Origin of the sequence: Pseudoalteromonas sp. Angola-30 (assembly GCF_028599215.1) — a bacterium.
Classification (GTDB): Bacteria; Pseudomonadota; Gammaproteobacteria; order Enterobacterales; family Alteromonadaceae; genus Pseudoalteromonas; species Pseudoalteromonas atlantica.
In genome coordinates this window covers 104,459-123,260 of record NZ_JAQREI010000009.1, presented here as the reverse complement: position 1 = coordinate 123,260, position 18,802 = coordinate 104,459, and the positions used below count along the sequence as shown (strand labels likewise).

Sequence of the window (18,802 nt, the reverse complement as noted above, 5' to 3'; positions counted from 1 at the left end):
GGAATATAAAAGCATGGTAGAGCAGCTCGTTTTAACAGGCATTATGCTTACCTTAGTTGGGTGCCTTTTTGGCACCCGCATTAATCCAGCATGGTTATTTGTAAGTGCTATTGGTACAGGTTATTTAACAGGCCTGATTGACCTTGAAAGCATGTTAGTAAACTACGCAAACCCATCGCTCATTACCCTCGTATTATTAGTGCTGGTTTCAATCGCTATTGAAAAAACCACACTCATACAACAGCTTTCCCAATCGTTATCTAAAGGGAGTTTAGTAAAGTCGGTAACAAAGCTTGGTTTATCAACCGCGTTTTTATCGTCATTTACTAACAATACCGCGGTTGTGGCATCGCTTATCACCGCCATAAAAGACAACCCAAATCATTCACCCTCAAAGCTACTATTACCGCTGTCGTACACCGCTATATTAGGCGGCACCATTACACTTATTGGTACATCAACCAATTTAATAGTGAACGGCTTTGCCGTAGATGCAGGTATGGCGCCACTGGGCTTTTTTGATTTTACCTTAGTGGGCATTGGCGCATTAAGTGTGGGCCTCATTACTATTTTAGTGATGCTCAAATACCTGCCCGACAACGGCAAAAACACGCAAGAGGTGATTCCCTTTTACTTAGAGGGAAAAGTGCAGGCAGGCTCTAAGCTTATTGGCCGCACCGTAGAAGAAAACGGCCTACGCGATTTAAAAGATTTATTTCTCGCCGAAATTATTCGTGGCGATGAGCGTATATACGCAGTAACGCCTCAGCAAATTATTAGACAAAACGACGTACTACTGTTTGTTGGCGATATTAAATCGGTACCCTTATTAAGACGCTTTGACGGATTAAAAGTGGTGCACGACAACCACGAAAAAGACATAGAACACTTAGTTGAAGTGGTTGTGAGCCAATCATCAAAGTTTATTGGCAAAACCGTAAAAGAGGCGCGTTTTAGAGAGCAGTTTCATGCCGCTGTTATTGCCATTCGCCGAGGGCACGATCGCTTACAAGGCGGCCTTGGGCAAGTGCAATTGCAAGCCGGCGACTCCTTAATACTCGCCCCAGGTAAAAACTTTTACTCTTTACCTAATTTAAACCGCGAATTTGTGTATATATCGGGGTTTGATTTACAAACACATCTAAAACCTAAACAATCTAATATTGTATTGGCAGGCTTTGCCGCCGTGTTAGGGTTAAGCATTGTAGGTATAGTTCCTTTAGTAAAAGGCCTGCTGGTGTTACTCATTGGCTTATTGCTTAGCGGTACAGTTAAACTGAGCGAAGTAAAACGTCGCTTTCCCATTGAGCTACTCGCCGTTGTAGGCAGTGCCATAGGACTTGCTAAATTAATGATAGAAACTGGGCTTGCCGGGCAAATATCAGATGCCCTATTTATGGTACTAGGTGATTTTGGCCCTTATGGCGCGTTTATCGCCATATTTTTAATGACCGTATTATTCACCGAGCTTATTACTAATAATGCCGCAGCAGCGCTTTCATTCCCTGTGGCTTACTCGCTAGCCGTGGGTTTTAATGTAGACCCTCTACCCTTTATTATGGCGGTAGCGTTTGGTGCATCTGCCAGTTTCATATCGCCGTTTGGGTATCAAACAAACCTTATGGTTTACAGCGCGGGTAACTACCGCTTAAAAGATTACATAACAATGGGCTTGCCCCTTTCTATTATTTATTCAATCACGGTATTAACCTTGATCCCGCTCGTATTTCCTTTTTAATACGGGCGCTTACAGTACAAGAGACACACCACTATGGATGAAAATATTGTTTGGCATAACTACGCAACCACAAAAGCACAGCGTAGTGAGCAAAAAAAGCATAAACCGGCCATTTTATGGTTTACCGGTTTTTCTGGCTCTGGCAAAAGCACCGTAGCCAACGCACTAGAAGCTGCGCTTAATCAGCAAGGTGCGCACACTTACCTGCTTGATGGCGACAACGTGCGTCACGGCTTATGTAAAGACCTTGGCTTTAGCGACGAAGACCGCATCGAAAACATACGCCGCGTTGGCGAAACCGCAAAACTAATGACCGATGCCGGCCTATTAGTGCTTACCGCGTTTATCTCGCCATTTAGAGCAGAGCGCGACATGGTGCGCAGCCTAGTAGATGACGGCGAGTTTATTGAAGTATTTATAGATACCCCGCTTGATGTATGCGAAAGCCGCGACCCTAAAGGCTTATACAAAAAAGCCCGCGCAGGTGAGATTAAACACTTTACCGGTATCGACTCAAGCTACGAAGTACCCAACAACCCAGAAATAATTTTAGATACCAGTAAAAACACCCTAGACCAATCGGTTACACAACTGATAACGTATCTAAAACAAAAGCATATTATAGGTTAACCCCAATGAACCAAACCGAGCTACTAGAAGAAACCCTCATCCTTGCCCGCAAAGCAGGCCAAGCCATAATGGGGATTTACGAAAAGGACTTTAACGTTGAATACAAAGCCGATGAAAGCCCAGTAACCGACGCCGACTTAGCAGCTCATAAAGTCATTGTGACAGGGCTAAAACAGCTCACGCCCGACACACCTATACTTAGCGAAGAAAGCGCTGATATAAGCTGGGACATTCGTCAAACATGGAAAAGCTACTGGTTAGTAGACCCAATCGACGGCACTAAAGAGTTTATTAAAAAGAACGGCGAATTTACCGTAAATATAGCCCTAATCGAAAACGGCAAACCCGTGCTTGCTGTCGTTGACGCGCCCGCGCTTGGCGTATCCTACTTAGCCAGTAACGATATTGGCGCGTTTAAAGACAAAGGCGATGAGCGTATTGAGCTTAAAGTAACCACCAAACCTAATAAAGGGTTAATCCGCGTTGTTGGCAGTCGCTCGCACCCATCACCCGATTTAGCCGAGTTTGTAAAACGCTTTGACGACGTTGAAATGGTCTCAAAAGGCAGCTCACTAAAATTATGTTTAGTGGCTGAGGGCAGTGCTGATATTTACCCGCGCTTAGGCCCAACCTGTGAGTGGGATACGGGAGCTGGCCATGCTATTGCTGAAATAGCCGGCGCTAAAGTAACCAAGCTCGATGGCAGCCCGCTTATTTATAACACCAAAGATGAGTATTTGAATCCGTATTTTGTAGTGAGTGCGGTGGAAGAATAAAAGCTAAGAGCTTCGAGCTGTTAGCCACGAGCAGCTCGATGTAAACCTAAACACCGTAGGTTGGGTTGAGTGGAGCGAAACCCAACAAGTACCCGTTAACCATCCTCGCTATTTCGCACTAAAAAACTTGTCTACCAATTGATAAAGCGTACTGAAACACAGCAACGTTATAAACATACCAAGTGATAATATAACCTTTTCTTTTAGGGGTTGTTCAGGCTTTTGGGCTAATATGCTTTTTAAGAAATAAAGAAAGTAAAATAGGTGCACGCACCAATACCTATAATCAGCATAAAGAGCCGCTTTATTAAATTACCTTCAGTAGGAGAAATTTCCTCACCGGTATATGGTGCATAAATACTTCTATTTAATATAAATGCATAGATATATCTATAACAAAAGAAAAATACAAACACACAAAACAACAACTTTTCTACTGACTCAAAACCTATGAAAAAAGCAGCTCCTAACATAAACCATACTATGCCGAGCAATATAACAATGGCTTTCTTTTTATCCATACTGACTGCCTTTATTTTTTCTTTAAGTTCTTTATTTATAAACTTTAATAGTCGTTTTAGTTAACATATTTGGACGTGTTGAAGCCTGTGAAAATCTAAGTAAGGTTTTTAACCTTTATTAAATTGCGTTGTTAGCGATGGAATTTATAGTCGGTAACCCTAACTTTTTGGCTATTGCTGCAAATTGAGCTTTTGTGTATGGCCCATACACAAACTCCTTGTGTTCAGCAAACTTGTTATCTTTGATTTTATCAATATAGTAAAAAGCACAAGTTTTATGCGGACAAGCATAAACCGAAATATATTGCTCGTTAGACTTAATATTTATTGGTTCATCCAGTCGCCCAATATATGCGCCCTGACCAAGGCTGTAACCTAACCTTTTGGTACCGTCAATGTAATACACTTTATAAGGTTGCTCCTTCCAAATTGGAGAACACCCACTAAGAAGTAATGTTATTAAAACTAAAAATGTTCTCACACACTTCCCTGCATTCTAGTAACTTGCTCAAATTACACCCTTATAGTTAACATGAGCGTGTTCTTATTTTGTGAACATCTATTAGTAACAAACTGTGTAAGTGATTGCCAATTATAAAATTATATTAATCGAGGTATTTTACTATGTGTAAAAGAGTGTGGCATGAAGCAATACAGTGTTTTTAGCTTAAGGATAAAGACAAAAGAATGACCGTTTCCAATCAACAAGTGATGGCTATTATACGTTTTTAACACTTGCCATTGATTAAACGCTTTTTAAGAGCTACGACCTTTATCGGTTTTGCTGGGCGATAAACGCAAGCGAATGCTGATTGAATAAATCAGGGCGCTCTACGTTGCAAACATGGCCGCAATGGTGAATAGTTTGCAGTACGCTATTTTTATGGCGTTTAACCATTTCTTTAACAGGGCCAAGGAACATATGATCTTCCTTACCCATAATGTAAAGAATGGGTATATCAATATCTTTTTCTTTGAAGTACTGCATTAAGGGGTTTACGTCCATGGCTAATTTAAACCATTTTATAAACTCTTTTTGGCACAAGCGCTTTGCTTCGCGAACAAACAAAAGTCGAGATTCTTTATGGCGCTTTTTCGGCATCATAATAAAAGCAAATAAGCGATACAGCCACATATAAGGCAATAAGTGTTTAAAAGTATTACCTAAATAAACCAAGGTATTGCTGCGAGTATTAAACCGAGTAACCGCTCCACCTAACACCATGCTAGAAACATATTGCGGCGCAATTTCAGCAATATTTCGAATAAGAATGGTGCCCAATGAAATACCAACAAAGTGTGCACTGGGAATGTTGTTATGATCTAGCACATCGATAATGTCTTTAGAGACCTTATTAAATGAGTAATTATTATCAACAAAGTTTTGCACTAAGTTATTCGATTTACCGTGACCGCGAAGATCGAGCAACAACACATTATATTCTTTTTTATAAGCTTTAAGCTGTCGAAACCAAATTGCCGAGCTACCACCTGCGCCATGAACAAATACAACCCATGTTTTACTGGTTTCGTGCGCAAAAGTAGTATGAAAAAGAATGTCTTTGCTCATTGCAGTTAGCGGCCTGTCTACTTCGTTTGGCATATTAAATTGCAGGAAGTATAACGGAGTTTAGAATAAATCTCTTATGAAGTTCTAAGCAATGGCTTCTACTTAACAGATTTTATAAACAAACTTTGATTTTTAGTTGAAACCAATAAAAATGGCCTCTCCTATTTTCACGTTATTACAACCCCCTAACTTGGCTTTACCGCTCGAATGACACTATGGCGTGTTGGGTTTCGCTTCGCTCTACCCAACCTACAACTGTGCTGGTTCGGGTATTTGTTTATTTTTACAGCGCTGTTTCGTATTCATGACACTTTTGGTGCAACGGCGTCTAATTAATTAGTCTACAAAACCCCTCAAAACATGAAACTTTTAGCTAAAAACTATATTCTTGCGCGCGATTATTATTTAAATAATGGATGAGCACACACATGACACCATCACAAGATGCAACGCTTTCAAATGCATCAACAACAGGTGAACACACACCTACTTCTAAATGGAACCTGCACGATACGCAGTGGACGTTAAGCCTTTTTGGTACCGCCGTTGGCGCGGGCATTTTATTTTTACCTATTAACATTGGTATAGGTGGTTTTTGGCCGCTTATTATTATGGCGTGTTTAGCCTTTCCAATGACCTTTTTAGCACACCGCGGCTTAGCCCGCTTTGTGTTGTCGTCTAAAAATAAAGATTCAGATTTTACTGATGTTGTTGAAGAGCACTTTGGTGTAACGGCGGGTAGATTAATCTCTTTATTATACTTTTTATCTATATTCCCCATTTTGCTTATTTACGGCGTAGGCTTAACCAATACCGTTGACAGCTTTATGGTGAACCAAATGGGCCTTGAGTCACCTTCTCGCGTGTTGCTTTCGGGCGTATTAGTTGCCGCTATGATTAGCCTAATGATGGGCGGTGAGCGTTTAATGCTACGTGCCTTTGCTATTTTGGTGTATCCGCTTGTAGGTATTTTATTTTGCTTATCGCTCTATTTAATCCCTAGCTGGCAAATGCCTGATATGAGCCTACCTGAGGCGGGCAGCTTTACTAAAACACTGTGGTTATCTATTCCTATTATTGTGTTTTCGTTTAGCCATGCGGCGGCTATTTCAAGCTTTGTGAACGTGCAGCGTGGGCATTATGGCAATCAGGCCACTAATAAGGCTGAGGCTATTTTAAAGCGCACTAGCTTACTACTTATTGTATTTGTACTGCTGTTTGTGTTTTCGTGCGTGCTTTCGCTTACTAGCGAGCAAATGGCTGCTGCTAAAGCGGCTAACGTATCGATTTTATCTTACCTTGCTAATATCACCAGTAACTCGTATATAGCGACTCTTGGGCCGCTGGTTGCCTTTATTGCGATTACGTCATCGTTTTTAGGGCACTTTTTAGGTGCACGTGAAAGCTTTACCGGTTTGGTGACTAAGCAAACCAGCTTAAGTGCAAAAGTAGCCGACAAAATTGGCGTACTCATTATGTTTTTTGCTATTTGGTTTTGTGCGGTTAAAAACCCAAGCATTTTAGACATGATGGATCAGCTCTCTGGCCCTATCATTGCGATGATTTTATTTATTATGCCAATGATTGCCGTATACAAAGTGCCTGCGCTGAGTAAATACCGCAACCGCTTAAGCACATTGTTTGTACTTGCTGTGGGCTCACTGGCCGTATGCGCGCTTATTTACAGCATGCTTAATTAAGCGAATTGCTATAAATACCCACATAAAAAATGGCGCTCACTGAGCGCCATTTTTAATACAACTTAATTGCTTTTAAACTAATTTATTCTGCGTCTGGTAGGTTACGGCCGTAGAATATTTCCTGCATTTCGCGGGTTAGTTTAGAGCGAATTTCTTCTTCTTCTTCATCCGATAACTCATCAGTAGATAGGCCGAACAGGTAAGTGTTTAAGTCGGTTTCTTTTAACATCATTTTGGTGTGGAACAGGTTTTCTTGATACACGTTCACGTCCATCATTTGGTACGCTTCTTTGGTATCTTCTGTCATGAAGTTTTGAATCGAGTTAATTGCATGGTCAATGTAGTGTTTAACGCCGTTTACGTCGCGGGTAAAACCACGTACGCGGTAGTCAATGGTTACTACGTCTGACTCAAGGCTATGAATTAAGAAGTTTAACGCTTTAAGTGGCGAAATAATGCCACAGGTAGATACTTCAATATCAGCACGGAATGTACAAATACCATCATCAGGGTGCGCTTCTGGGTAGGTATGTACACAAATGTGGCTTTTATCTAGGTGCGCAACAACGGAATCTGGTAATGGGCCTGGCGCTTCGTCAGCATCGTAATTTTGCTGCTCTTCTACCGGCTCTTCCGAAACCAAAATTGTCACACTTGCGCCTTGTGGTTCATAATCTTGGCGCGCCACATTTAAAATGTTAGCACCAATAATATCAACAACATCACCTAGTATGTCGGTTAGTCTATCTGCACTGTACTGCTCGTCGATATATTCAATATATTCTTTACGTTGTTGCTCGGTCTTTGCGTAGCAAATGTCGTAAATACTAAAGCTTAAACTTTTGGTTAAATTATTAAAGCCATGAAGTTTAAGTTTATCGAAGGGTTTGTTCATGATAAACCAACCTATAAATTAGTGAAATCTGCACCTGCAGAATGAAAAGTTCGCGGATTTTATACGAATTTTCCTCACGGAAAAAGCGTTATTTTACCTGTTCTTGCACAACTTCGTGGCTATGGGTAATTTCTACTGTTTTATCAAGCATTAAAGCAACAGAACAATACTTTTCAGCAGAGAGCGAAACCGCACGCGCAAGGTGTTTTTCCGAGACATTATTGCCTGTAACAACAAAGTGTAAATTAATTTTAGTAAATACACGAGGCGCTGTTTCGGCGCGCTCTGAGCTTAGTTGTACTTGCACATCAGAAAAATCTTGTTTGGCTTTTTTTAAAATACTTACAACATCTACCGACGAGCAACAACCTACCGACATAAGTACCATTTCCATTGGACTTGGTGCAGCGCTGTCGCTACCTGCATCAAAAACTACATTGTGATTAGAATTAGAACGGCCAATAAAGGTGTCACCTTCAACCCATTTTACATTTGCTTGCATGTGTTTATCTCTAAAAAAATTTTGTTGATTGTATAACAATCTGCAACGATACGTGAGCGCTGATATTAAATTTAGTGGTGTTATTAATAAGGCGAGAAGTAATAGAAGCGCAGTCATTAGGTCATACTGCGCTGTGTTAACGGGTAACGTTAAGAGGTTTGTGTTACCGCGTTATCAAATAAGTTTTTAATAAGCCCAGCAAACTCATCTATAAATGCGTGTTGTTCAACCGTAACGGGTTGTGAGGTTATGCTGCTTAGCACTTCTTGTAAGTCGTAAACAATACCGTCTACCTCGCGCACTATTTGGCTGCGTTGTTCGGTATTAAGATTGGTATGTTGTTCACAAATTAGCATAACGTTATGCGCTATTACGTCTTCTATGAGTTCCATAACGGTAGGGGCACCGGGTTTGATTTCGCCTGGCTTCTCAAATAACGCTAAATTTTGAGTTAGATACATGATCAAGTCATCGTACCCTTGCCTGTCTAAAACCATTGTGATTTTCACCTTTGAATAACTAATTGCATAGATTTAAGCAGAAAGCGCCACTAATTACTAGCTTTGCGCGATACCAATACAAAAAAAGCAGCCTAAGCTGCTTTTCTCATTCTTTATAACTACAAATAGAACAGTAATTAATCTATTTTTAAGCCTGGGCTTAGTGTTGCTGGCATCGTTACTTTTTCAAGTTCTACCGATGCTACAGGGTATGCACAGTAATCGGCTGCGTAATACGCGCTTGCTCTGTGATTTCCTGAGGCGCCAATACCACCAAATGGGGCTGCACTTGATGCACCTGTAATTGGGCGATTCCAGTTAACAATACCGGCACGAATACGGCGTAAAAAATGATTGTAGTCGGCTTCGCTGTCGCTTAATAAACCTGCTGATAAACCAAAGCTGGTATCGTTTGCTTTATCAATTGCGTGGTCAAAGTCATCAAAGCGGAACACTTTTAATAATGGGCCAAAGTGCTCTTCATCTGGGAAGTCGCTAATTGCTGAACACTCAATAATACCCGGTGTTACAAAACCAGTATTGGCTGTGTGCTCAAGCTCTACTAGTACTTCACCGCCAAGCTCAACAAGCTCGTTTTGTGCTTTTACCATGCCTGCTGCAGCCGCAGGTGAGATCATAGAGCCCATAAATGGCTGATCTTCATCATCGTAGTTGCCTACTTTAATGGCTTTAGTTGCAGTGATAAGGCGCGCTAAAATGTCATCGCCTTGTTGGCCTTTAGGTAAAAATACTTTACGTGCACACGTACAACGTTGACCGCTTGAAATAAACGCCGATTGAATAATATCGTGTACCGCGGCTTTAGTATCTGCCACATCTTTAATAATCAGAGGGTTATTGCCACCCATTTCAAGCGCTAAAATTTTACCTGGCTGGCCTGCAAACTGCTCATGTAAAATATGACCAGTACGCGAAGAACCTGTAAAGAATAAACCATCTATGCCTTTATGCGCAGCAAGGGCTTTACCTGTTTCTACTTCACCTTGAACAAGATTAATTACACCTGCAGGTAAACCGGCTTTTTCCCATAGTTTAAGCGTAAGCTCTGCCACCATTGGCGTAAGCTCTGATGGCTTAAATACCACGGTGTTACCAGCTAAAAGCGCTGGCACAATGTGCCCATTAGGTAAGTGCCCAGGGAAGTTATATGGGCCAAATACGGCAACTACACCGTGTGGTTTATGACGGATCATCGCACGCCCTACTGGCATAGCGTTTTCAACGTCGCCAGTGCGCTCTAAAAATGCTTTTTCAGAAATGGCAATTTTACCTACCATTGCGCCCGCTTCTGTACGCGTTTCCCACAGTGGCTTACCGGTTTCTTGGGCAATCGCTACAGCAAGCTCTTCGCTGTGCTCTTTAAGTGTTGCTGCAAAGGTTTTAACTATCTCTAGGCGCTCGCTAAAGCTTTTATCTGCCCAGCTGTAAAATGCTTCGCGCGCCGAATTTACCGCGCTATCTACTTGCTCTGCAGTCGCTGAAGATGCCTGCCAAATAACGTCGTTATTTGCAGGGTTTACTGAGTTAAATGCGTTGCCTTGGCCTTGTGACCACTGACCATTAATAAATTGTGCAGGATGAGTCATTATACTTTCTCCTTAATTAAACTGGGGTTGCGCTTACGGTGTCGCCCGATTGTAGCTGTAGGGCATCGGCTATTTGTTGCGATAAAATAAGGCTGCTTGCACGCTCATCAAAGCTAAGCGCTGCAACCGTTGCACGGTAATCTTCTAACTTGCCGTTAGCAAGCAGTACCATGGTATCGCCCGATGCTTCGCCTATTTCTACTTTAAAGTCTTTTGCATTACGAATAGTGGCAATGTTATCTACTTTTGCTTCTACTGTGGGACCCGCATCAAAAATATCGACGTAACCGTTGAAGGTAAATCCTTCATTTTTTAATAGCTCAATAGCTGGGCGTGTGTTGTCGTGTACTTTACCAATCACCGCTTGAGCGTCTTTGCTCAGCAAGTTTACGTAAATTGGGTACTTTGGCATTAGTTCAGCAATAAACACTTTTTGTCCTATACCTGTTAGGTAATCGGCGGTAGGAAAGTCCATTGAGAAAAAGTGCTCTTCTAGCCACTGCCAAAACGGGCTGCTGCCGTTTTCGTCAGACACGCCGCGCATTTCTGCTATTACTGTTTGTGCAAAACGCTGCTCATGTTGTTTTATAAACATAAAGCGCGCTTTTGAAAGAAGTTTACCGTTACAGTTTTTACGATAGCCATCTTTCAAAAATAAGGTACATAGTTCTGTCGCGCCGGTGTAGTCGTTACATAGGGTTAAAATATCAACCGCTTTGTATACATCTAACGTGCGTGATGAGTGAATTACTTTACTTAAGTGGTAATGATAAAACGCATCATCAAGCCCTACTGCAGCTTCAATAGCTGAAGTACCGACTACTTCACCGGTTTCGGTATCTTCAAGAACAAACAGGTAGCCTTCGTCACCAGGTTGTGACGTTTGTTTAGCAAATGAACTTACAGAATGGTCAATTTTCTTTTGCAGTAACTCTTCGTTTAACGGCAAAGATGTAAAACCATGGCCCGATTCGTGGGCAATTTTTAATAATGCTGCGTAATCATTTTGCTGGATTGGGCGAAGGATCATCATGAGTCCGCTTGCTCCCTTATCAATAACGGTAAATAGAATATGCAGGGCAAGCAGGCTTGCCCTTAATAAGGTGGTTTAACGCGCTTAAGCGTTTACTACGCTTGCTACTGCTTTTTCAAAACGCGCCATACCTTCGCGAATATCCGCTTCGGTGATTACTAACGATGGCGTAAAGCGTACTACATCAGCACCCGCTACAAGCGACATAAGCCCTTGCTCGGTAGCTGCTACTAAAAACTCTTTAGCACGGCCTTTGTATTGCTCGTTAACGGCTGCACCAATTAATAAACCTTGGCCACGAATTTCGCTAAACACGTTGTATTTTTCGTTTACCGCGTTAAGAAGCTCGTTAAATAATGCTGCTTTTTCTTTTACGCCCGCCAGTACTTCAGGGGTATTTACAGTATCAAATGCAGCTTCAGCAACTGCACACGCCAGTGGGTTACCACCGTAAGTAGAACCATGAGTCCCTACTTTTAAGTGCTGTGCAATCTCAGTAGTAGTTAGCATAGCGCCAATAGGGAAACCGCCGCCAAGTGCTTTAGCTGACGTTAAAATATCAGGCACTACGTTTAAACCTTGGTATGCGTATAGCTCACCAGTACGGCCAACACCTGTTTGTACTTCATCAAAAATAAGCAGTGCATTGTGTTTAGTACATAGCTCACGAACGCCTTGTGCAAATTCGTCAGTTGGCGAAATAATACCGCCCTCACCTTGCAGTGGCTCCATCATTACGGCACATGTTTTGTCGCTAATTAGCGCTTCAAATGCAGCTAGGTCATTGTAATCACAATGTACGATGTCGCCTGGCTTAGGACCAAAACCATCTGAGTATGCAGCTTGACCGCCTACGGTTACGGTAAAGAACGTACGACCGTGAAAACCTTTGTTAAATGAGATAATTTGTGATTTTTCAGCACCAAATTTATCAAGTGCAAAACGACGAGCTAATTTAAGTGCAGCTTCGTTTGCTTCTGCGCCTGAGTTTGCAAAGTAAACTTTTTCAGCAAAGGTCGCATCGACCATTTTTTTAGCTAAACGCAGCGCAGGCTCGTTAGTCATTACGTTTGATAGGTGCCAAATTTTTTCGCCTTGCTCTTTTAATGCACCTACTAATGCAGGATGGCAATGGCCAAGACAGTTAACAGCAATACCACCGGCAAAGTCGATAAATTCTTTACCTTGTTGATCCCATACGCGAGAGCCTTCGCCTCGAACAGGAATAACGCTTGAAGGCGCGTAGTTAGGAACCATTACGTGATCAAATAATTCGCGATTGACTGTCATTTTTTTTCCTCTTAATTGTGAGCAACACAAAACATCAAAATAGGTGTTTGGTTATAAATGTAACCAAGATATTTACGCACTAAATAGCAAAAGGTTGAGCGTAAAACTGCCTTGTGGTTCAATTTTCAGGCGCTCATTATTTCAGATATTTGTGGTGCTGTCTCGTTAAAAACTTTCATGCAGGCCTTTAAAATAAAGGCCTTGGGATATTATTTCATAGATAGTGAATAACTATCTGCATAGAAAATAAATGTCATTTTTTAATACTTATGCGCCTGCGCAGTGAGTCGCGCCTTACATTAAGTGCTTAAAGCGAGGTGTGCTTGGGGAGATGTTAATGAATGAATAGTCGCAAAAAAATTAACAAAAAATTCAATAGTTAATGAAAATTTGCCGCCATCAGCGGCAAATTACCTATATAAGGACCAGCGAGTAAGCTGCTTTTTAGTCAATTTGAATAGCTAGGTTGGTAAAATTGCTTGTTTCGAGGGCTTTTAGCTCATTTTTAGTGAATTGGTGATACGAAAACCATGCCTGCATTTCATCTTGTTCAATAAGTTGGTGCTGTTTTAGATTTAAATACTGCGAATAGCATCGCGCTTTAAGCATGACTTCACTCATAGGGAAAACATCACTACTTTGCTCAATACCATGAACAAGTTGCGCCATGACATGATTAAACGGCAAAAACTTAAAAGCCATTTTTCGAATAACTTTAGCACTTAACTCAAGCGACTTATTACTTAACAACGTGGTTAAAAATAAGGGATCTGGCTTTAGCTCCATCAATGCCGTGTGTAAATCTTTTTGCTGTGCTTCGCGTGCTATTTGCACTTTACGTTGCCATACCTGTTCAAAGGTTTTTAAGTACAAACGTACTAAGGCAATACGCCCTACATCTATAAGCATGCCCAGTGTAAACGCATGTACGGGGTTTACATCGTTAAGCTCTGCAATTTTTTGCGCGGCAATTGCATTGGCCATGGCGGCATCGCGCAAGCGGCGTTTTAATAATGGAAATGGCTCTGTGCTGTGTGGCATCCAATGGCGCATAGCAAAAGTAGGAATTACCAATTGTAAGTTATCAAGGCCAATATAGCGCAGTGCAAGTGCGGGGCTGTCTACTTTAACTGAGGTACTTTTGCTGCGCTGCTTTCGGTAGTAAGGCAGGTTTACCAATGACACTAATTCGCGGCCAAGCCAACTAGAATCATTTACCAATGGCTCTAAACGCCCAACACTTGCCGACTTAACCGCCAGTATATCTAGCATGGTAGCAACGTTATCTTCTATGCCTATGGTGTTTTGAATAACAGCATCCATATCTTCTAATTGCTTAAATATGGCTGTTTCTATTACTTTATGAAGTTGCTTGCTCGCTTGTGCTCGGTACTTATGATGCGCGGTGCTACTTTGCTGGCGTTTATGCTGTGCGGCAACTTCTACTTCTAATAAAGTGCGTTGCTTCATTGGTTCGCCATAATCAATTTCCAGCGTATGAATAAAGCCAATTTGTTGATGTGCAAAACTATGGCCAAGCAGCAAGTCGTGAGCACGCTGGTCAAGCATTGAGGCTATTCGCTTTTGCGACGCAAGTTCAGTCATAAAGTCCATTCAGTATAAGTCTTACCATTCGGTGGTTACTGTAAGGTTAGAAGCGAGATAAAAAGTTAGCAAGCAATTCGAGCCCTTGAGTTGTTAAAATAGCCTCGGGATGAAATTGCACACCTTCAAGAGCAAGCTCTGTGTGAAGTAGCCCCATAATTTCGTCAAACTCACCTTGCTCGGTTTGGCTCCATGCGGTAATGGCTAATTCACTCGGTAAACTGTGTTTTTCTACCACCAGCGAGTGATAACGACACACAGTAAGCGGGTTTTCTAAACCGGTAAATACCCCCTTATTATTATGAACAATAGGTGAGGTTTTACCATGCATGACTTGCTTAGCACGTATAACCTTGCCCCCTAGCGCTTGCGCGATGGTTTGATGCCCTAAGCAAATACCCAAAATAGGGTAAATGCCTTTTAGCTGCTCAACGACATTGAGTGACACGCCCGCTTCGTTTGGCGTACAAGGCCCCGGAGAAATAACAATATGCTTGGGGTTAAGTTGCTTAATTTGCGCAACAGATATTTCGTCATTACGCTTTACCAGCACCTCTTGGTTTAAGCGCTGAAAGTATTGTACTAGGTTATAAGTAAACGAATCGTAGTTGTCGATCATCAACAGCATTACACAACGACCTTATTTAATAATGTAGTGCTCTTTGCTCACATGTGTGGCTTGTAAAATGAGCGATAGAAGCTTTTATAGGGCCATTCTATCACTAATAATTACCCAACATACATTAGCAAAATGCCTTAAAAACTTACGCCTTTAGCTAAAAATGCTTCAAATTCGTTTGCTGGTATTGGCCGGCTTAACAAGTACCCTTGAATTAGGTCGCAGTTATACTCTTTTAGTTTTTCAAGTTGGGCATGCTCTTCTACACCTTCGGCGATAATATCGAGCCCTAAGTTTTTAGCTAATTGGCAAATACTCAATACTAAAGCCTGATCCCGTGTGTCTGTGGCCATATTGCGCACAAACGACTGATCTATTTTTAATTTATTAACCGGAAAACGCTGTAAGTAACCCAGCGACGAATAGCCCGTACCAAAGTCATCAATTGATAAGCTAATACCCAGTGCACTCAGCGCCTGCAGTACTGAAATACCAAACTCTTCATCGTCCATAATGGCGGTTTCGGTAATTTCTAGCTCAATTAAATGCGCGGGCACGTTAAAGTGCGCCAACCGCTGTTTTATGCTTTGCACAAAGTCTTGCTGTGTAAATTGCCTTGCCGATATATTAATAGCCAAGCGGATATTTAAGTTTTGCTGATGCCATTTTTTAGCTTGGGCAAAGGCACTATCGAGTATCCATTCGCCTAATGGCAATATAAACCCGCTGTGCTCGGCAATAGGAATAAACTGCGCCGGAGAGACAAACTTCCCATCATCAAACCACCTAATTAAACATTCGCAGCTGTTTATGGTTTGCGATTTAAGGTGCATTTTAGGCTGAAAATAAAGCTCAAACTGCTGCTTTTCAATCGCGGTATCAAGGCGCCGAGCAATATGCAGCTGTTGGGCGTGCTTAACTCCGCTTTCGGTATCAAAATGAGCGTAGGGAATATTACGTTTTACCGCCTCTTCTAAGGCAATATTGGCGTGCAGTAGCAGCGTTTTATAGTCATTACTAGTTGGGTAGCGTGTTACACCGCAGTTAAAGCTCATGCGCATTTCACCGTACGGTGTGCTGATAGCCTGGCTTAAACGGCTTTGTACGCCTTTGAGTAAGTCATCTAGGGTTGTTGAGCAATCTTTCTCGGTATAAATAACCACAAAGTTAGCATCGGCAATGTGGTAAAAAGTCAGTTTGTTTTTACTTTTTAACTGCTGAGAAAATTTATTAGCGCTGCGCGATAAGTGCATAGCAAAGGCATTTATACACTCGTTAGCCCCCGATAAACCATATTGCTCAAGCAATAGCTTAAAGTGGCTTACATCAATCAGCATTAAACTAAAAGGCTGCTCAAGCGAAATTAGCTCATTGGTGTATGTTTCTAAACTGGCTTGGTTAGGCAACTTTGAATACGGGTGGTGAAAGGCTAAATACTCTAATGAGCGCTCTGCCTCAAATTGCTCTGTTACATCGCGTATGTGTATATCAAAGGCATCTATTTCTTGCAGCCAATGTATTTGGTAAGTGAGGTAATGGTTATCTAGCTGTGTATAAAAACGCTCAACATGACTAGCCGACTGCTTAGTGTCTATTAGTTGCTGCTTTATATTAGGGCTGAGTAATGCAATGGGCGTACTGTGTTTATCGCTTACATACGCTTTATGCATAGCAATAGCGGCAGGGTTACAGTAGTTAAGCTCAAGGTTGGCACTTAAACTCACAATTGGGTTAGGGTTGCGCGTTGGGAATAGCGCTAAACGTTCGTTACGGGTACTAAGTTTTATAAATTTAGATGCGTAACGCCCTGTATAAATGCTTACCAGCACTATGGCAAACGTAAACAAAAACACAATATTGACTGTGGTGTGCAAGTTGCTTTCGGTGTCTTTGTAGCCGCTATCAACCGCATTTGAAATAACCGTTTCTGCATTTGTTAAGTGCCCCATCACTTGGGCTTGCAGTTCGGTGAGTTGCTCTAGTTGCTCTCTGGCTAAATCCCAACTAGTGCTGCTGCTTGATAGGTTTTCGTGTAATTTAAGTGCTAAGTCTAAACCACTTTTAAACTCATCACTTAAACTACTTTCTAGCGCTAATGTACTGTGGTTTTGATCTAGGTTTTTTATCAGCGCAAGTATACGTACATGGTTTTCTAAAAAGTCGATTAAATAAAGTTCACGCTTACTCGTTGCGTAATACTCATATAATAAGCGCTCTTGCTTTACTAGGTAGGTTTCGATTAATCGAATATCGCGTAGCGCCGGAATTTGTTGTTCCATTAAGGTCGATGAGGTGCGCTTAATGGTTTCTGCCTGATAATAAACCATCGCAGACAGTACACAACCTACCAGCACAATACCGATATAAAACTGCTTAGCTTTACTGGCAAATTTATTAGTGAATATTTTCATATAAACGCTTGATCTGACCCTAAAATATTAACAACTCATTTTAAAGCGTAATTATATACGATTAATAAAAGCACTATTGTTTATATTTGGTTATAAAAAAGGGTGCGCAAACGTTAATCAGGCGGGCATAAAAAAGAAAGAGGCCGGCGAGAATGCCGGCCTTAATGATACCAATCCGCAATAATACTTAATCATTTTCAGGGGCTAAACGTGTCGCTATCTACGTTAAAAAATTCTCATTTAGAGCAACTAAATAGCGAATTTTTTGCCTTGCTATCAACACGCTTTTCCATCCTCAAAATAGATCACTTCATTATGCGGATTGGTATAATTTATTGTACAGAAATAACAACTTTACCCATAGCTTGGCCACTTGCTAAGCGGTCATGCGCTTTAGCGGCTTCTTCTAAACTAAAGTCTTGCTCATCAAGTACTGGGCGCATACCGCCTGCTTCAACAATTTGTGCAAGTTTAGTCAGTTTGTCGCCGTGGTCTTGACGGTTAAAGTCGTGGATCATTGGAATAAGCATAAAGATTACGTTTAACGATAACCCTTTAAAGTGTACAGGGCTTAAATCTACTTCTAATAAAGAAAGCGTTGTAGATACCTGTGCATTTAGCTTTGCTGCAGCAAATGAGTTAGTCAGGTTACCACCACCTACGGTGTCAAATACCATGTCAAAACCAACGTTGCTTGTGTGTTTTTCAACGTACTGCTCTACGGTTTCGTCTTTAAAGTTTATGCCTGTAGCGCCAAAGCTTTCTATTAGTGCTAGTTGCTCTGCGTTACCGCCAGTTGAGTAAACATCAGCGCCAAAATGCTTAGCTAGTTGTACTGCTAAATGGCCTACACCACCTGCGCCGCCATGTACTAATACTTTTTGGCCTGCACTTACACTTGCACGTGTTAAGCCTTCAAGTGCTGTAATACCTACAAGTGGAATAGCGGCTGCTTCTTTCATGCTTAGATTTTTAGGTTTGTGAGCGATTAAGCGCTTATCAGCAAGAATAAACTCAGCAAGTGCACCTGGTAAATCGCCTAGGCCACCAGCACAACCGTAAATTTCGTCGCCTACTGCAAAGCCTGTTACGCCTTCGCCAACAGCTTCAACGGTGCCTGCAAAGTCCATCCCTAAAATGCCCGGTAGTTTTGGAGCAAAGGGTAAGTCAGCACCCATTTGACGAATCATCATATCAATTGTATTTACGCTTGTTGCAGCAATACGAACTAACACATTACCTGCTGTTACTTGTGGTTTTGCAACCTCAGCTGCTACAAACTCTTCAGTGCCACCAAAATTATTAATTGTCATTGCTTTCATGGGTATTGCCTCTGTTATCTGTTGATAAGTAATTATGTAATGAAGCTTCATTGTAGACACACCCTTTACAAATGATAATAAGG

General features: G+C 41.6%; 17 protein-coding genes. 4 read left to right on the top strand and 13 right to left on the bottom strand.

Translation table 11 applies throughout. The annotated features are described in order from the left end of the window. Positions 1 to 13 precede the first annotated feature (13 nt). From PSH54_RS12865 to cysQ, 3 genes are read left to right on the top strand one after another with little or no spacing between them, the layout of a single operon-like run. A complete protein-coding gene (locus PSH54_RS12865; protein WP_004588197.1) occupies positions 14 to 1,738 on the top strand; it encodes an SLC13 family permease in 1,725 nt (574 codons plus the stop codon). Positions 1,739 to 1,771: 33 nt separating this feature from the next. Next, entirely contained in the window at positions 1,772 to 2,368 is a 597-nt protein-coding gene (cysC, locus tag PSH54_RS12860; RefSeq protein WP_024032040.1) for an adenylyl-sulfate kinase, read from the top strand. A gap of 5 nt (positions 2,369 to 2,373) precedes the next feature. Beyond that, positions 2,374 to 3,144 carry a 3'(2'),5'-bisphosphate nucleotidase CysQ gene (gene cysQ / locus PSH54_RS12855; protein WP_024032039.1) on the top strand — a complete coding sequence of 257 codons (771 nt, stop codon included), beginning with the start codon at positions 2,374 to 2,376 and terminating at the stop codon, positions 3,142 to 3,144. A 239-nt stretch (positions 3,145 to 3,383) separates the two neighbouring features. On the opposite strand, the gene PSH54_RS12850 is transcribed toward cysQ, so the two are convergent. The 3 genes from PSH54_RS12850 to PSH54_RS12840 form a co-directional block, all read right to left on the bottom strand. Then, positions 3,384 to 3,665, bottom strand: coding sequence for a hypothetical protein (locus PSH54_RS12850; protein ID WP_024032038.1), 282 nt, complete (start codon positions 3,663 to 3,665; stop codon positions 3,384 to 3,386). Positions 3,666 to 3,783: 118 nt separating this feature from the next. Continuing rightward, on the bottom strand, positions 3,784 to 4,146 hold the full coding sequence (locus PSH54_RS12845) for a hypothetical protein (protein ID WP_024032037.1): 363 nt from the start codon (positions 4,144 to 4,146) through the stop codon (positions 3,784 to 3,786). A 291-nt stretch (positions 4,147 to 4,437) separates the two neighbouring features. After that, complete coding sequence (locus PSH54_RS12840) at positions 4,438 to 5,235, bottom strand: alpha/beta fold hydrolase (protein ID WP_337946983.1); 798 nt, start codon at positions 5,233 to 5,235, stop codon at positions 4,438 to 4,440. A 428-nt stretch (positions 5,236 to 5,663) separates the two neighbouring features. Between PSH54_RS12840 and PSH54_RS12835 the strand changes: the two genes are divergently transcribed. Next, a complete protein-coding gene (locus tag PSH54_RS12835) occupies positions 5,664 to 6,935 on the top strand; it encodes an aromatic amino acid transport family protein (RefSeq protein ID WP_273606281.1) in 1,272 nt (423 codons plus the stop codon). Between the two features lie 82 nt (positions 6,936 to 7,017). Here the strand turns inward: PSH54_RS12835 and speD are convergent, their stop codons facing one another. The 10 genes from speD to PSH54_RS12785 form a co-directional block, all read right to left on the bottom strand. After that, the gene (gene speD, locus PSH54_RS12830) at positions 7,018 to 7,830 is read right to left on the bottom strand and encodes an adenosylmethionine decarboxylase (protein WP_004588193.1); all 813 of its coding nucleotides are present in this window, start codon (positions 7,828 to 7,830) and stop codon (positions 7,018 to 7,020) included. 88 nt (positions 7,831 to 7,918) lie between these two features. After that, positions 7,919 to 8,332: an OsmC family protein gene (locus PSH54_RS12825; protein ID WP_004588192.1), complete on the bottom strand. Its 414-nt coding sequence runs from the start codon at positions 8,330 to 8,332 to the stop codon at positions 7,919 to 7,921. A 149-nt stretch (positions 8,333 to 8,481) separates the two neighbouring features. Next, positions 8,482 to 8,829 (bottom strand): DUF3802 family protein, encoded by a 348-nt coding sequence (locus PSH54_RS12820; RefSeq protein WP_004588191.1) that lies wholly within the window; start codon positions 8,827 to 8,829, stop codon positions 8,482 to 8,484. A 140-nt stretch (positions 8,830 to 8,969) separates the two neighbouring features. Beyond that, positions 8,970 to 10,439 carry a succinylglutamate-semialdehyde dehydrogenase gene (gene astD, locus PSH54_RS12815; RefSeq protein ID WP_273606280.1) on the bottom strand — a complete coding sequence of 490 codons (1,470 nt, stop codon included), beginning with the start codon at positions 10,437 to 10,439 and terminating at the stop codon, positions 8,970 to 8,972. 16 nt (positions 10,440 to 10,455) lie between these two features. After that, complete coding sequence (gene astA / locus PSH54_RS12810) at positions 10,456 to 11,472, bottom strand: arginine N-succinyltransferase (RefSeq protein ID WP_004588189.1); 1,017 nt, start codon at positions 11,470 to 11,472, stop codon at positions 10,456 to 10,458. A gap of 84 nt (positions 11,473 to 11,556) precedes the next feature. Further along, the gene (locus tag PSH54_RS12805; protein ID WP_004588188.1) at positions 11,557 to 12,762 is read right to left on the bottom strand and encodes an aspartate aminotransferase family protein; all 1,206 of its coding nucleotides are present in this window, start codon (positions 12,760 to 12,762) and stop codon (positions 11,557 to 11,559) included. A gap of 444 nt (positions 12,763 to 13,206) precedes the next feature. Continuing rightward, positions 13,207 to 14,367: an HDOD domain-containing protein gene (locus tag PSH54_RS12800; protein ID WP_138685754.1), complete on the bottom strand. Its 1,161-nt coding sequence runs from the start codon at positions 14,365 to 14,367 to the stop codon at positions 13,207 to 13,209. A gap of 46 nt (positions 14,368 to 14,413) precedes the next feature. Beyond that, complete coding sequence (locus PSH54_RS12795) at positions 14,414 to 14,995, bottom strand: anthranilate synthase component II (protein WP_004588186.1); 582 nt, start codon at positions 14,993 to 14,995, stop codon at positions 14,414 to 14,416. Positions 14,996 to 15,123: 128 nt separating this feature from the next. Continuing rightward, positions 15,124 to 17,397, bottom strand: coding sequence for a putative bifunctional diguanylate cyclase/phosphodiesterase (locus PSH54_RS12790; RefSeq protein WP_273606279.1), 2,274 nt, complete (start codon positions 17,395 to 17,397; stop codon positions 15,124 to 15,126). Positions 17,398 to 17,729: 332 nt separating this feature from the next. Then, positions 17,730 to 18,719 (bottom strand): zinc-dependent alcohol dehydrogenase family protein, encoded by a 990-nt coding sequence (locus PSH54_RS12785; RefSeq protein ID WP_273606278.1) that lies wholly within the window; start codon positions 18,717 to 18,719, stop codon positions 17,730 to 17,732. Positions 18,720 to 18,802 lie beyond the last annotated feature (83 nt).